This window comes from Streptomyces sp. NPDC001407 (genome assembly GCF_042895325.1).
GTDB lineage: Bacteria > Actinomycetota > Actinomycetes > Streptomycetales > Streptomycetaceae > Streptomyces.
The window spans coordinates 18,901-34,565 of the sequence record NZ_JBIAWF010000028.1 but is presented as its reverse complement, the minus strand read 5'-3'; the positions used below and the strand labels follow the sequence as shown (position 1 = coordinate 34,565).

The 15,665-nt window shown below is 74.4% G+C and carries 4 protein-coding genes; 3 read left to right on the top strand and 1 reads right to left on the bottom strand.

Features of this window, described 5'->3' with window-relative positions:
• Positions 1–10 precede the first annotated feature (10 nt).
• Positions 11–526 carry a TetR family transcriptional regulator gene (locus ACFY1P_RS29780; RefSeq protein WP_361522075.1) on the top strand — a complete coding sequence of 172 codons (516 nt, stop codon included), beginning with the start codon at positions 11–13 and terminating at the stop codon, positions 524–526.
• Positions 527–756: 230 nt separating this feature from the next.
• Here the strand turns inward: ACFY1P_RS29780 and ACFY1P_RS29775 are convergent, their stop codons facing one another.
• Complete coding sequence (locus ACFY1P_RS29775; RefSeq protein ID WP_390752374.1) at positions 757–1,545, bottom strand: thioesterase II family protein; 789 nt, start codon at positions 1,543–1,545, stop codon at positions 757–759.
• 269 nt (positions 1,546–1,814) lie between these two features.
• Here ACFY1P_RS29775 and ACFY1P_RS29770 point away from each other — a divergent pair, with 269 nt between their 5' ends.
• Together ACFY1P_RS29770 and ACFY1P_RS29765 are read left to right on the top strand one after the other, a co-directional pair.
• Complete coding sequence (locus ACFY1P_RS29770; protein WP_390752373.1) at positions 1,815–9,107, top strand: type I polyketide synthase; 7,293 nt, start codon at positions 1,815–1,817, stop codon at positions 9,105–9,107.
• A 24-nt stretch (positions 9,108–9,131) separates the two neighbouring features.
• On the top strand, positions 9,132–15,629 hold the full coding sequence (locus ACFY1P_RS29765) for an SDR family NAD(P)-dependent oxidoreductase (protein WP_390752419.1): 6,498 nt from the start codon (positions 9,132–9,134) through the stop codon (positions 15,627–15,629).
• Positions 15,630–15,665: the final 36 nt, after the last annotated feature.

Below are 15,665 nucleotides of genomic sequence, written 5' to 3'. Positions count from 1 at the left end.
GCGGGAGGCGGTGCGATTGTTCAGGGAACAGGGCTACACGGCCACGACCATCGAGCAGATCGCCGAGGCCGCCGAGGTCGCTCCCAGCACCGTCTTCCGCTACTTCGCGACCAAGCAGGACCTGGTCTTCTCGCACGACTACGATCTGCCCTTCGCGATGATGCTCCAGGCCCAGTCGCCCGACCTCACGCCGATCCAGGCGGAGCGCCGGACGATCAGGTCGATGCTCAAGGACATCCCCGCCGAGGAACTGGCCCTCCAGCGGGAGCGCTGGGTCCTCATCATCTCCGAGCCGGAGCTGTGGGGGGCCAGCCTGGGCAACATGAGCCGGACCATGGAGATCATGTCCGAGCAGGTGGCCAAGCGTGCGGGCCGCGAACCGAGCGATGCCACGGTCCGCGCCTACACCGGGGCGGTGTTCGGCGTGATGCTCCAGGTCTCGCTGGAGTGGGCGAAAGACCCGGAGATGGACTTCACCGTCGCCCTCGACGAAGCGCTGCTGTGCCTGGAGGACCTGCGGCCCTGACAGCGTTTCCCACCACGGGGCGGGCAACCCCCGCCCCCCGACCGACAGCCGTCGCGGCGGAGCCCCCGCCTGCCGCGTACGGCGCCCCGCGAGTCCCGACCTCCCCCGGCGGGACTCGCGGGGGCCCGGACCGGCTGTGCGCGGCTTCGCTCCCCCGGCAGCCGCGCCCGGTCCACCCCCGGGCGCGCCCCGCCCCGTGACGGGGCGCGCCAGGGGCTCCGGCCCGAACGTCAGCTCCCGGCGCGGACCGTGCGGTCCGCGCCCAGGGCGGCGGCGACGATCCCCGCCACCCGCTCCTGGCAGGCGTCGAGATAGAAGTGCCCGCCGGGCAGCACGTGCAGGTCGAAGTCACCGCTGGTGCGCTCCCGCCAGGTGGCCGCCTCCGCGGGCGAGGTCCGCCCGTCCGCGTCCCCGATCAGCGCCGTGACCGGACACTCCAGCCGCTCCGGGCCCGGCGGCTCGTAGGCGCCGACGGCTCGGTAGTCGGCCCGCAGCGCGGGCAGGATCAGGGCCTGGAGCTCCGCGCTGGCGAAGAACCTCTCGTCGGTCCCGCCGAGCGACCGCAGGTGCGCCAGGATGTCCGCGTCACCAGGCAGCTCCGCCCCGGCCGGGCGGTAGGGCCGGGCGATGCCGCCGGAGGCGAACAGCCGCACCGGCCGGCCCGGACCACCAGGACCCCGCAGCCGCCGCGCGGCCTCGAAGGCCACCAGGGCACCCATGCTGTGCCCGAACAGCGCGAACGGCTTGCCGTCCACGGGCAGTTCGGCCACCACGCCGTCGGCGAGGCCCGCCACCGACTCCAGGCAGGGCTCACCGTGCCGGTCCTGCCGCCCCGGATACTGCACCGCCAGAACCTCGACACCGGGCGAGAGCAGGCGCGAGAGACCGAAGAAATAACTCGCCGAGCCGCCCGCGAACGGAAAACACACCAGCCGCACCGGCGCCCCCGCGCTGTCGTGGTACCGGCGCAACCACAGCCCGGCCCCCGTTCCCCACGCCCCCTGTGTGCCCTTGTCCATGGCCCTCCCTCTCGTCCCGCCGTCCTGCGGCTCTTCCACGCGGGCGCTGCTCCGGCCGCCCGGCGCGCACCGGTGCCTTACGCGCCCGATGCTGACCGCGACCCGTAGCGCCCGGCTAAAGCGGCAGGCGGCAAGGCGGGGTTTGGCTCCCCTTTAGAGACCCCGCCCACGATGAGCGCGGTACGCGAAGCGATCTCCGAATCCGGACCGGGAGCGCCGTTGATGTTGTGTGGCAGCCAGTTGTCCCCCCAGCGAACGCGCCTGACGTGATGGCCCCTTCCTCCCCCGCCGGTCCCCCCACAGGCCCCGGCGCCCGCCCCGAGCCCGTCGCCGTCGTCGGCATGGCCTGCCGGCTGCCCGGAGCAGCCGGCCCGGCCGCCTTCTGGCAGCTGCTGAGCGAGGGCCGCAGCGCCGTGCGCCCCACCCCGCCCCCCAACCGGCAGGCGGACTCGGGCCTCGCGGGACCGGGCGGATTCCTGGACCGCGTCGACGGCTTCGACGCGGACTTCTTCCGCATCAGCCCGCGCGAGGCCGTGGCGATGGACCCGCAGCAGCGGCTCCTCCTCGAACTGAGCTGGGAAGCGCTCGAGGACGCCGGCATCCGGCCGCCCGCCCTGGCACGCAGCCGCACCGGCGTCTTCGTCGGCGCGTTCTGGGACGACTACACCCACGTGCTGCGCCGCCAGGCGCGAGACGCCGTCACCCGGCACACCATGACCGGCGTGCACCGCAGCATCCTGGCCAACCGCATCTCGTACACCTACCACTTGACCGGGCCCAGCCTCACCGTCGACACCGCGCAGTCCTCCTCGCTGGTCGCCGTGCACCTGGCCTGCGAGAGCCTCCGCAACGGCGAGTCCGAACTCGCCTTCGCCGGCGGGGTCAGCCTCATCTGCTCCCCGGAGACCACCGAGCTGGCCGCCGCCCGCTTCGGCGGCCTCTCGGCCACCGGCCGCTGCCACACCTTCGACGCCCGGGCCGACGGATTCGTACGCGGTGAGGGCGGCGGCCTGGTGGTGCTCAAGCCGCTGGCGGCCGCGCGGCGCGACGGCGACACCGTCTACTGCGTGATCCAGGGGAGCGCCGTCAACAGCGACGGAGCCACCGACGGCCTGACCCTGCCCAGCGGCCGGGCCCAGCAGGACGTGGTGCGCCTGGCCTGCCGGAGCGCCCGGGTGACCCCGGACCAGGTGCAGTACGTCGAACTGCACGGCACCGGCACCCCCGTGGGCGACCCGATCGAGGCCGCAGCCCTCGGCGCCGCACTGGGTCAGGACGGCGCACGCACAACCCCCCTCGCCGTCGGCTCCGTCAAGACGAACGTCGGCCACCTCGAAGCCGCCGCCGGGATCACCGGGCTCATCAAGACGGCCCTGAGCATCCACCACCGCAAGCTCCCGCCGAGCCTGAACTTCGACACCCCCAACCCGGCCATCCCGCTCGCCGGCCTCGGCCTCGCCGTCCAGACGCGGCTGAGCGACTGGCCGCACCCCGAACAGCCCCTGGTCGCAGGGGTGTCGTCCTTCGGCATGGGCGGCACCAACGGGCACGTCGTCCTGACCGCGGCACCCGCCCCGGAGGCAGAGCCGATCCCCGCACCCGGCCGTCCCGCCACCGCCCCACCGGTGGCGTGGACCGTCAGCGCCCACAGCACCCCCGCGCTCCGCGCCCAGGCCACCCGGCTGCGCGAGCACCTGGCCGCCCACCCCGGCCCGGACGCCGCGCGGGTGGCGCACGCGCTGGCCACCGGCCGCGCGGCGCTGGCCCACCGCGCCGTCCTGCTCGGCAGCGACACCGGCGACCTGCTCGGCGCCCTCGACGCGCTCGCCGAGGGCAAGGACACCGCCGCCGTGGTCACTGGCGAGACCGTCACCGACGGCAAGCTGGCCCTGCTCTTCAGCGGCCAGGGAGCACAACGCATCGGCATGGGACGGGAGTTGTACGACGCCTTCCCCGTCTTCGCCGATGCCCTCGACGAGGCCTTCGCGGAGCTCGACACCCACCTGGACCGCCCACTGCGGGAGAGCGTCTTCGGCGGTGACGGCACGGAGGAAAGCGCGCTCCTCGACCGGACGGAATACACCCAGCCCGCGCTCTTCGCGATCGAGACGGCTCTCCACCGCCTCATGTCCTCCTTCGGCCTGAAGGCCGACTACGTGCTGGGCCACTCCGTGGGCGAGATCACCGCCGCGCACGTGGCCGGTGTCCTCTCGCTGCCCGACGCGAGCGCGCTGGTCGCCGCGCGCGGCCGCCTCATGCAGGCCGTACGGGCGGACGGCGCCATGGCCGCCTGGCAGGCGAGTGCGGAAGAGGCCGCCGCCGTGCTCGCCGGGCACGAACAGCGCGCCACCCTCGCCGCGGTCAACGGCCCCCGCTCCGTCGTCGTCTCCGGCGACCGCGATGCCGTCGAGGAACTGACCGACGCCTGGCGCCGGCGCGGCCGCAGGACCAGCCTCCTGAAGGTCAGCCACGCCTTCCACTCGCCCCACATGGACCCGGTTCTCGACGAGCTGCGCACCGTGGCAGCGGGCCTGACCTTCCGCGAGCCGGCCGTCCCCGTCATCTCCAACGTCACCGGCCTGCCGGTCACCGCGGCCGACCTTTCCCGCCCGGACTACTGGGCGGAGCACGCGCGCAGGCCCGTACGCTTCCTGTCCGGTGTGCGCCACCTGTGCGACCAGGGCGTGGCCACCTTCCTCGAACTGGGCCCGGACGCCCCCCTGTCCGCCATGGCCCGCGAGTGCTTCCCCGCCTCCCCGGCCCCGGGCCGCCCGCGCCCCACAGCGATCGCGGTGTGCCGCAGAGGCCGTCCCGAGACCACGACGCTGATGACGGCCCTGGCCCAGGCGTACGTGCGCGGCGCCGACGTCGACTGCACCGCCGGGCAGGCCGCCGCGCACCCCGGCGGCCGTGTGAGCCTGCCGACGTACGCCTTCCAGCGCGAGCGCCACTGGCCGGACACCGCACCGGCGACCGGGCCGCGCGAGACCTCCGTACGGCACGACGAGCCGGCGGCCGCCCAACAGACGGAGCTTTCCGAGGCCGATCTGCTCGGCCTGGTCGCCGAGCAGGTGGCCGTGGTCCTCGGCACCGCCTCCGGCAAGGTGGAAACGGCGCGGACCTTCAAGCAACTGGGCTTCGACTCGATGGCCGCCGCCGAGCTGAGCGAACGGCTCGGCACGGCCACCGGCCTCCCGCTGCCCGCCACCCTCACCTTCGACCACCCGACCCCCCTGGACGTCGCCGGTCACCTGCGCGCACTGCTCACCGGCACACCGGAGCACGCCACCACCGCACCCGCCCGCCCGGCCGCGTCCGACGCGGCCGAGGACCCGGTCGTCATCGTCGCCATGAGCTGCCGCTACCCCGGCGGCGGCGATTCGCCCGAGAAGCTGTGGCGGCTCGTCGCCGAAGGCGGCGACGCCATCGGCGAGTTCCCCGGCGACCGCGGCTGGGACCTGGAGCGGCTCTTCCACAGCGACAGCGACCGGTCCGGCACCAGCCACACCCGGCAGGGCGGGTTCCTCTACGACGCCGCCGACTTCGACGCCGAGTTCTTCGACATCAGCCCGCGCGAGGCCCTGGCCGTCGACCCGCAGCAGCGGCTGCTCCTCGAATGCGCCTGGGAGGCGTTCGAGCGGGCGGGCCTGGACCCGCACGCGCTCAAGGGCAGCCCCACCGGCGTCTTCGTCGGCATGACGGGACAGGACTACGGGCCCCGGCTGCACGAGCCCTCGCAGTCCACCGACGGCTATCTGCTGACCGGCAGCACGCCCAGCGTGGCCTCGGGCCGCGTGTCGTTCACCTTCGGCCTGGAGGGGCCCGCCCTCACGGTCGACACCGCCTGCTCGTCGTCCCTGGTCACGCTCCACCTGGCGGCCCAGGCACTGCGGCGCGGCGAGTGCGACCTGGCCCTGGCCGGAGGCGCCACGGTGCTGTCCACGCCGGGCATGTTCACCGAGTTCTCCCGCCAGCGCGGCCTGGCCCCCGACGGCCGGTGCAAGCCGTTCGCTGACGGCGCCGACGGCACCGGCTGGGCCGAAGGCATCGGCCTCGTCCTGCTGGAGCGCCTCTCGGACGCACGCCGCGAGGGGCACCGCGTCCTGGCGGTGATCAAGGGATCCGCCGTCAACCAGGACGGCGCCAGCAACGGCCTCACCGCCCCCAACGGCCCCTCCCAGCAGCGCGTCATCCGCGCCGCCCTCGCCGACGCGCGCCTGGAGGCGACCGAGGTGGACGCGGTCGAGGCGCACGGCACCGGAACGACACTGGGCGACCCGATCGAGGCACAGGCACTCATGGCCACCTACGGCCGAGGGCGCCCCGACGACCGCCCGCTGTGGCTCGGGTCGGTGAAGTCGAACATCGGCCACACCCAGGCCGCCGCCGGTGTCGCCGGCGTGATCAAGATGGTGATGGCGCTGCGCCACGAACTGCTGCCCGCCACCCTGCACGTGGACGAGCCGAGCCGGCACGTCGACTGGTCCTCGGGTGCCGTACGGCTGCTCACCGAGCCGGTCGCGTGGTCGCGCGGCGAACGCCCGCGCCGGGCCGGAATCTCCTCCTTCGGAATCTCCGGGACCAACGCGCACCTGGTCCTGGAAGAGGCTCCGCCGCTCCTGGAAGAAGCACCGCGAGCGGAGGCGGCCACCGGGAACGCGGTGGTCCCCTGGGTGCTCTCCGGGCGTACTCCCGAAGCCCTGCGTGAACAGGCCCGTCGCCTGCACGAGTTCGTGACCGAAACCGCGTCCGCGACCCCTGCGGACGTGGGCTGGTCCCTGGCCACGACACGGTCGGCGTTCGAGCACCGGGCCGTGGTGGTCGGCCACGACCGCGCCGAACTGCTGGACCGGCTGAGCGCCCTCGCCGCGGGCGAGACCCCGCCGACGCTTGCGGGCTCTCTCGGGCCCGGTCCGGTGCTGGTGTTCCCGGGGCAGGGGTCGCAGTGGGTGGGCATGGGTGCTCAACTCCTCGACGAGTCGGCGGTGTTCGCTGCTCGCATCGCCGAGTGTGAGCAGGCGTTGTCGCCGTACGTGGAGTGGTCGTTGACCGGTGTCCTGCGCGGTGACGGCAGCGAGCTGTCGCGGGTGGAGGTCGTGCAGCCCGTTCTGTGGGCGGTGATGGTCTCGCTTGCGGCGGTGTGGGCGGAGTACGGCATCACGCCCGCTGCTGTGGTGGGGCATTCGCAGGGTGAGATCGCGGCGGCGTGTGTGGCGGGGGCGCTGACGCTTGAGGACGGTGCGAAGGTGGTGGCGCTGCGGAGCCAGGCGCTGCGGGAGCTGTCCGGGGGCGGTGCGATGGCCTCCCTCGGGGTGGGCCGGGAGCAGGCCGCCGGGCTGATCGAGGGCCGCGCCGGGGTGGGGGTCGCGGCGGTCAACGGCCCTGCGTCCACCGTGATCTCGGGCCCGCCCGAGGAGGTCGCGGCAGTCGTCGCCGACGCCGGGGCCCAGGGGCTCCGGGCCCGGGTCATCGATGTGGACTACGCCTCCCACGGCCCCCAGGTCGACCTGATCACCGACGAGCTGACCCGCGTCCTGGCCGGTGTCCGGCCCGCCGCCACGGACATCGCGTTCTACTCCGCCGTGACCGGCACCCGTATCGACACCACCGGCCTGGACACCGACTACTGGGTCACGAACCTGCGGCAGCCGGTCCGCTTCGCCGACACCGTCGAGGCCCTCCTCGCCGACGGCCACCGCGTCTTCGTCGAGGCCAGCCCGCACCCCGTACTGACCCTGGGCCTCCAGGAGACCTTCGAGGCGGCCGACGTGGACGCCGTGACCGTCTCCACGCTGCGGCGTGACGAAGGCGGCCTGGCACGGCTGGCCCGGTCGCTGGGCGACGCCTTCGGGGCGGGGTGCGCGGTCAGGTGGGCACGTTGGTTCACGGCCCCTGGCGCGGCCGCGCTCGACCTCCCCACCTACGCCTTCCAGCGCCGCCGCTACTGGCTGGAGCCCCCCGTCGGCAGCCAGGACGCCACCGCCCTCGGCCTGGCACCGGCCGGGCATCCGCTGCTGGGCGCGGCCACCGAACTCGCCGACGGCGGCGTACGCCTGCTCACCGGCCGGATCGGCAGGCACAGCCACCCGTGGCTCGCCCAGCACACCCTCTTCGGCGCGCCCGTCGTCCCCGCCTCGGTCCTCACCGAGTGGGCGCTGCGGGCCGCCGACGAGGCCGGATGCGCGGGCGTCGACGACCTCATGTTCGAGACCCCGCTCGTGCTGCCCGAGGCCGGGAGCGCGCAGGTGCAGATCGTCGTGGGCCCCGCCGACGACGGGGCGGGTCGGCGCGATCTCCACATCTACGCCCGCCCCGACGAGGACGCGGCTCCCGGCGGTGCGCCGTGGACTCGCCATGCCAGTGGTCAGCTGACCACCGAGGCGACCGGGCCGACGGCGGGAACGACCGTGAGCACGTGGCCGCCCGCCGGCGCCGACCCCGTCGACCTGGACGCCTTCTACGACGAAGCCGCCGCGTCCGGCGTCGGCTACGGGCCCGCCTTCAAGGGGCTGCGCGCGATGTGGCGCCGCGACTCGGACCTGTTCGCAGAAGTGACGCTCCCTCAGGAAGCTTCGGAAGCCGATGGGTTCGGCATCCACCCCGCCCTCCTCGACGCCGCGTTGCAGCCCGCGCTGCTCGCCGAGCCGGCCGAGGCGGACCACGTGTGGCTGCCCTTCACGCTGACCGGGGTGTCCCTGTGGGCCACCGGCGCCACCTCCGCCCGCGTCCACCTCTCGTCCCTCGACGGGCAGCAGGACGCGGGGCCCGGACGGACCTGGCGGATCACGGTGAGCGACCTCACCGGCGCCGAGGTGCTCACCTGCGAGGGCCTGGTCCTGGTCGCCGCCGGGGCCCGGCAACTGCGGGCCGCCGGAACGGCCGCCACGCCACCGCGCTCCCGCACCGTCCCGCAGACCCCGGCCCGGCGGACCGCCGCCAACCACCGACCTCCCACGGACTGGACCGGCCGCCTGGCCCCCTTGTCCGCCGCCGAACAACTCGGGGTGCTCATCGACTCCGTACGCACCCACGCCGCCGAGGTCCTCGGCCGTACCGACCCGGACGCGCTGCGCGGCGACGCCACCTTCAAGCAGCTGGGCCTGGACTCGCTGACCGCCGTCGAGCTGCGCAACCGGCTCGTCGCGGACACCGGTCTGCGCCTGCCCACCGCCCTCGTCTTCCGCTACCCGACCCCCGCGGCCATCGCCGGCCACCTGCGCGAACGACTGACCGGCCAGGACACGGCGGACGAGAGCGAGAGGCAGGCCGGCACGCGGTCGGGCCCGCTCACCGCCGACACCGTCCTGAGCGACCTGACCCGCATGGAGAACGACCTGACCGCGATCGCCGCCCAGCTGCCCCACGGGGACACGGGGGAGATCACCACCCGGCTCGAGGCGCTGCTGGCCCGGTGGAGGTCCACGAACGCCGAGGCGGACGGCGACAGCGCCGCCCACCGGCTCAAGGCCGCGTCCGCCGATCAGATCTTCGACTTCATCGACAACGAGCTGGGCGTCTCGCGCGACACCGCGCCCGCGAACCCCACTCCGAAGGCCGGGTGACCCCACATGCCGAGCGAAGAGCAACTGGTCGAGTATCTGCGCCGCGTGACCACGGAACTCCACGACACCAAGCAGCGCCTGCGCCAGGCGGAGGACCGTCACCAGGAACCCGTCGCGATCGTCGGCATGGCCTGCCGCCTGCCCGGCGGCGTCGCCTCGCCCGAGGACCTGTGGGACCTGATCGCCGCGGGCAAGGACGCCATCGAGGACTTCCCCGCCGACCGCGGCTGGGACCTCGACGCGCTCTACCACCCCGACCCCGCCCACTACGGCACCAGCTATGTGCGGCACGGCGGGTTCGTGGACGACGCGTGCTCCTTCGATGCCGACTTCTTCGGCATCAGCCCGCGCGAGGCGCTGGCCATGGACCCGCAGCAGCGGATGATGCTGGAGACCTCCTGGGAGCTCTTCGAGCGCTCCGGCATCGATCCCGCGACGCTCAAGGGCAGCCGCACCGGCGTCTACGCCGGGGTGTCGAGCGAGGACTACATGTCCCAACTGCCCCGCATTCCGGAGGGCTTCGAGGGGCACGCCACCACCGGAAGCCTCACCAGCGTCATCTCGGGGCGGGTCGCCTACACCTACGGCCTGGAGGGCCCGGCGGTCACCGTCGACACGGCCTGCTCCGCCTCCCTCGTGGCCATCCACCTGGCCTGCCAGGCGCTGCGTCAGCGCGAGTGCGACCTGGCGCTCGCCGGTGGCGTCCTCGTGCTGTCCAGCCCGCTGATGTTCACCGAGTTCTGCCGCCAGCGCGGCCTGGCTCCGGACGGCCGCTGCAAGCCCTTCGCCGCCGCTGCCGACGGCACCGGCTTCTCCGAGGGCACCGGCCTGCTCCTCCTGGAGCGCCTCTCCGACGCCCGCCGCAACGGCCATGACGTCCTCGCCGTCGTCCGGGGCTCGGCCGTCAACCAGGACGGTGCCAGCAACGGCCTCACCGCGCCCAACGACGCCGCGCAGGAGAACGTCATCCGCGCCGCCCTGGCCAACGCCCGGCTCACCCCCGCCGAGGTGGACGCCGTCGAGGCGCACGGCACCGGAACCAAGCTGGGTGACCCCATCGAGGCCCAGGCCCTGCTCGCCACCTACGGCCGGCACCGCGACCGGCCCCTCCTCCTCGGCTCGCTCAAGTCCAACATCGGCCACACCCACGCCACCGCGGGTGTCGCGGGCGTCATCAAGACCGTCATGGCGATCCGCCACGGCGTGCTGCCCGCGACCCTCCACGTCGAGGAGCTCAGCCCGCACGTCGACTGGGACGCCGGAGCGGTCGAGGTCGTCACCGAGCCCACCGCCTGGCCCGGCACCGGCCACCCGCGCCGCGCGGGCGTCTCCGCGTTCGGCATCTCGGGCACGAACGCGCACCTGATCCTGGAGGAGGCGCCGCCGAAAGCCGAGCAGGAAGCACCGGAACCCGCGCCGGGAGCGGTGGTGCCGTGGGTCGTCTCCGGCCGCACCGCGGAGGCGCTGCGCGACCAGGCCCGCCGGCTGAGCGCGTTCCTCGCCGGGGACACCGACGCCACCGCGACGGAGGTGGGCTGGTCCCTGGCCACGACACGGGCGGTGTTCGAGCACCGGGCCGTCGTGGTGGGGCACGACCACGCCGGGGCCGCTGCCGGTCTGGAGGCGCTGGCCTCCGGTCAGGTGACACCGGATGTGGTGTCCGGGGTGGCTGGTGATGTGGGTCCGGGTCCTGTGCTGGTGTTTCCGGGGCAGGGGTCGCAGTGGGTGGGCATGGGTGCTCAACTGCTCGATGAGTCCCGGGTGTTCGCGGCGCGTATTGCTGAGTGTGAGCGGGCGTTGTCGCCGTATGTGGACTGGTCGCTGACCGGGGTGCTGCGTGGCGGTGGCGAGGAGCTGTCGCGGGTGGAGGTGGTGCAGCCGGTTCTGTGGGCGGTGATGGTGTCGCTGGCCGCTGTATGGGCCGACTGCGGCGTGACCCCCGCCGCGGTGATCGGCCACTCGCAGGGTGAGATGGCGGCTGCGTGTGTGGCCGGTGCGTTGTCGTTGGAGGACGCGGCGCGGATTGTCGCCGTGCGCAGTGATGCTCTGCGGCAGTTGGCCGGGCGTGGTGCGATGGCTTCGCTCGCTGTTGGCGCGGAGCTGGTCACCGAGCTCATCGAGGGGAACTCGGGGGTGGGTGTCGCCGCCGTCAACGGCCCTTCGTCCACGGTGATATCCGGGCCGCCGGAGCAGGTGGCGGCCGTGGTGGCGGAGGTCGAGGCGCGGGGCCATCGGGCCCGTCTCATCGATGTGGATTACGCTTCGCACGGCCCTCAGGTGGACGAGATCGCCGGCCTGCTGGCCGACCGTCTGGCCGGCATCGAGCCGCAAGCCACCGATGTCGCCTTTTACTCCACGGTCACGGCCGAGCGGATCAACTCCGGCGCGCTGACCTCGGATTACTGGGTCACCAACCTGCGGCAGCCGGTCCGTTTCGCGGACACCGTCGAGGCCCTCCTCGCCGATGGTTACCGCGTCTTCGTCGAGGCGAGCCCTCACCCGGTCCTGAACATGGGTATGGAGGAGACCATCGAGCAGGCGGATGTCTCCGCCACAGTGGTGCCGACCCTGCGCCGCGACCACGGTGGTGTAGCTCAGCTCGCCCGTGCTGTGGCCCAGGCGTTCACGGCCGGTGCCGAGGTCGACTGGCGGCGCTTCTTCCCGGCCGAGCCCGCCCCCCGTACCGTCGCCCTGCCCACGTACGCCTTCCAGCACCAGCGTTACTGGCTGGCCGACTCCGTCAAGGCGGGTGCCGTGGAAGGCGTCCGCGCCGGGTCGGGGCACGCGCTGCTGCCCACGGCGGTCGCGCTGGCCGACGGGGGAGTGGTGCTCAACGGCCGGATCTCCGCCAAGGGCGGCGGCTGGCTGAGCGGGCACGTGGTGGCCGGGACGGTGCTGGTGCCGGGCGCCGCCCTCGTGGAGTGGGTGCTGCGGGCAGCCGACGAGGCGGGCTGCCCCACCCTGGAGGAGCTGACGCTCCAGGCACCGCTCGTGTTCCCCGCCTCCGGGAGTCTCGACGTCCAGGTCGTGGTGGGCGCGCCCGACGTGCAGGGCCGGTGCGACGTACGCGTGTACTCGCGCCCGGAGCAGGCCGCGGCGGTGTGGGTGTGCCATGCCGTCGGCGAGCTGGGGCGCGAGTCGGAGGGCCGGCCGCCCCGGGAGGCCGGGCAGTGGCCCCCGGCAGGTGCCGAGCCGGTGGATGTGAGCGGTTTCTACGAGCGGGTCGCCGCCGCGGGGTACGAGTACGGCCCGGCCTTCCAGGGGTTGCGGGCGCTGTGGCGGCACGGTGACGACCTGCTCGCCGAGGTGGCGCTGCCCGAACAGGCCGGTGATGCGGGCGGGTTCGGCATCCACCCGGCGCTCCTGGACGCCGCCCTGCACCCCTTGCTGATCGGCGACCGGTCCGAGGACGGGCAGGTGCTGCTGCCGTTCACCTGGAGCGGTGTGTCGCTGTGGGCCACCGAGGCCACCACCGTACGGGTGCGGCTCTCCGGGTTGGCCGGAGGCGCCGAGGAGACGGTGCGCGTGACCGTGACCGATCCCACGGGCGGGCCGGTGATGGACGTGGCGGCGCTGCGGCTGCGGGCGGCGGACGCCCGGCAGGTGCGTGCGGCCGCGGCGCCGGGCGCGGACGGGCTCTACGAGTTGCGGTGGACGCCACTCTCCCCGCCGGTCGCGGACACGGCGGGCGGCGGCACCGGCTCGGCTGTCCTGGGCGATCTCGACCTGGGCGTGGACCGTTACCCGGACCTGGTCGCGCTCGTCGGGGCCACGGCCTCGGGAGCCGCCGTGCCCGACCTCGTGTTCGCGGGCGTTGACACCCTCGCCGGGGACGAACTGCACGTCACCGAGCAGGTGTTGGCTCTCGTGCAGGACTTCCTGTCCGCGCCCCGCCTGGACCGGGCCCGGCTGGTGCTCGTGACCCGGGGCGCGGTGGACGCCGACGACCCGGCCGATGGCACCGGCGCGCCGGACGGTCCGGACCTGGCGGGCGCCGCGGTGTGGGGGCTGGTCCGCAGCGCCCAGTCGGAGAATCCGGGCCGTCTCGTACTGCTCGACGCCGACGGGCCGCTCGACCGTGACGCCGTCGCCGGCGCGGTGCGGGGCGCGGGGGGCGTGGACGAGCCGCAGCTCGCCTTGCGCGGCGGCCGGGTGCTCGTCCCCCGGTGGGAGCGGGCGGCCCGGACCGGCGAGCCGGCCGGACTGCCCGGGGAGCGGGCCTGGCGCCTGGTCGGCGGGCCGTCCCGGACCCTGGACGCCGTCACGGCGGTGGCGTGCGAGGACGTGCTGCGGCCGCTGGAGCCGGGGCAGGTCCGTATCGCCGTGCACGCGGCGGGCGTCAACTTCCGCGATGTGCTGATCGCGTTGGGCATGTACCCGGATCCGGACGCCCTGCCGGGTACGGAAGCCGCCGGTGTGGTCACCGCGACCGGCCCCGGTGTCACGCGCGTGGCGGTCGGTGACCGGGTGATGGGCATGCTGGACGGGGCGTTCGGGCCGTGGGCTGTCACCGACGCGCGGACGCTGGCACCCGTACCGGAAGGCTGGGACATGCGGGAGGCCGCCGCCGCCCCGGCCGCGTTCCTGACGGCCTGGTACGCCTTGGTGGAACTGGCCCACTTGCGGGCCGGGGAGTCGGTGCTGATCCACGCCGCGACCGGCGGCGTGGGCATGGCGGCGGTACGGATCGCCCGCCACCTGGGTGCCGAGGTGTACGCCACCGCGAGCCCCGCCAAGCACGGCCTGCTGGAGGAGATGGGCATCGACGCCGCCCACCGGGCCTCCTCGCGCGATGCCGGGTTCGAGGAGTCGATCCGGCGGGCGACCGGCGGGCGCGGCGTGGACGTCGTGCTCAACAGCCTCACCGGTGAACTCCTGGACGCCTCCCTGCGGTTGCTCGGCGACGGCGGCCGGTTCCTGGAGATGGGCAAGACCGACGTCCGCGCCCCCGGGGCCGTCGCCCTGGAGCATCCCGGCATCGCGTACCACGCCTTCGACCTGGTCGCCGACACCGGCGCCGAGCGGCTCGGCGGGATGCTGGACCGCCTCGGCGAGCTGTTCGCGTCCGGTGGGCTGGAGCCGCTGCCTGTCAGTGCCTGGCCGCTCGGCCGGGCGCGGGAGGCGCTGCGGTTCATGAGCCAGGCCAAGCACACCGGGAAGCTGGTGCTCGACGTGCCCGCACCGCTCGACCCGGACGGCACCGTACTGATCACCGGCGGCACCGGCACGATCGGCGCCGCGGTCGCCGAACACCTGGCGCGCACGGGGGAGAGCGGCCACCTGCTGCTGGTCAGCCGCAGTGGCCCCGCCGCCGAAGGCGCTCCCGAACTGGCCGCACGGCTCGGTGAACTGGGCGCCGAGGCCACCTTCGTGGCGGCCGACCTCAGCGAGCCCGGCGCTGTGGCCGAGCTGATCGCGGGGATCGACCCGGCGCATCCGCTGACCGGTGTCGTCCACGCGGCCGGAGTCCTCGACAACGCCCTGATCGACTCCCAGAACCCCGAGCGTCTGGCCCGCGTATGGCAGGCCAAGGCCGCCACGGCGCGGCGGCTCCACGAGGCGACGGAGGAGGCGAGGCTCGGGATGTTCGTCATGTTCTCCTCCTTCGCTTCCACCCTCGGCACCCCGGGTCAGGCCAACTACGCCGCCGCCAACGCCTATTGCGACGCCCTCGCCCGGCACCGGCGGGCCAGGGGCCTGCCGGGCCTGTCCGTGGCATGGGGGCTGTGGGAGGCGGTGAGCGGCCTCACCGGGACGCTGTCCGCGGCGGACCGGGCCCGCATCGACCGTTACGGCATCCGGCCCACCAGCGCGGCGAAGGGCTGCGCCCTGCTGTCCGCGGCCCGCGCCCACGGCCGCCCCGACCTGCTGGCCATGGATCTCGACGCCCGGGTGCCCGCCGCCTCGCAGGAGACCGTCCCCGTCGTGCTGCGCTCCCTCGCCGCCGCCGGGGCACCGGCCGCCTCCCGGCCCACGGCCGCCGTCGGCGCCGACGCGGCCGACTGGCCCGGCAGGCTCGCCGCCCTGACCGGCGAGGAGCGGCTGGAGCTGATGACCGACCTGGTGCGCACCCACGCCGCCGGGGTGCTCGGCCACACCGACCCGGGCGCGGTCCAGGTGGACACGCGGTTCAAGGAGCTCGGCTTCGACTCCCTGACCGCCGTCGAGCTGCGCAACCGGCTCGCCGCCGCCACCGGCCTGAAGCTGCCCGCCGCCCTGGTCTTCGACTACCCCCAGGCCCGGGTGCTCGCCGCCCACCTCGTCGAGCGGCTCGCCCCGGAAGGCGCGCCCGCAACGACGGGGGACATCACCGCGCAGGTCCTCCGGGAGGTGGCACGTGTCGAGCACACCCTGGCGGCAGCCGTCGCGCAGGGCCTCGACCAAGTGGCGGTGGCGGCACGCCTGGAGGCGCTCCTCGCGCGGTTCACGGCGGCGGCGCCCGACGCCGCGGCCGTGGGCCGGCTGGAGGCCGCCACCGCCGAGCAAGTGCTGGACTTCATCGACAACGAACTGGGGGTGTGAGGCGAGTGCACGCCGCACACCCCGCGACCACCGGCG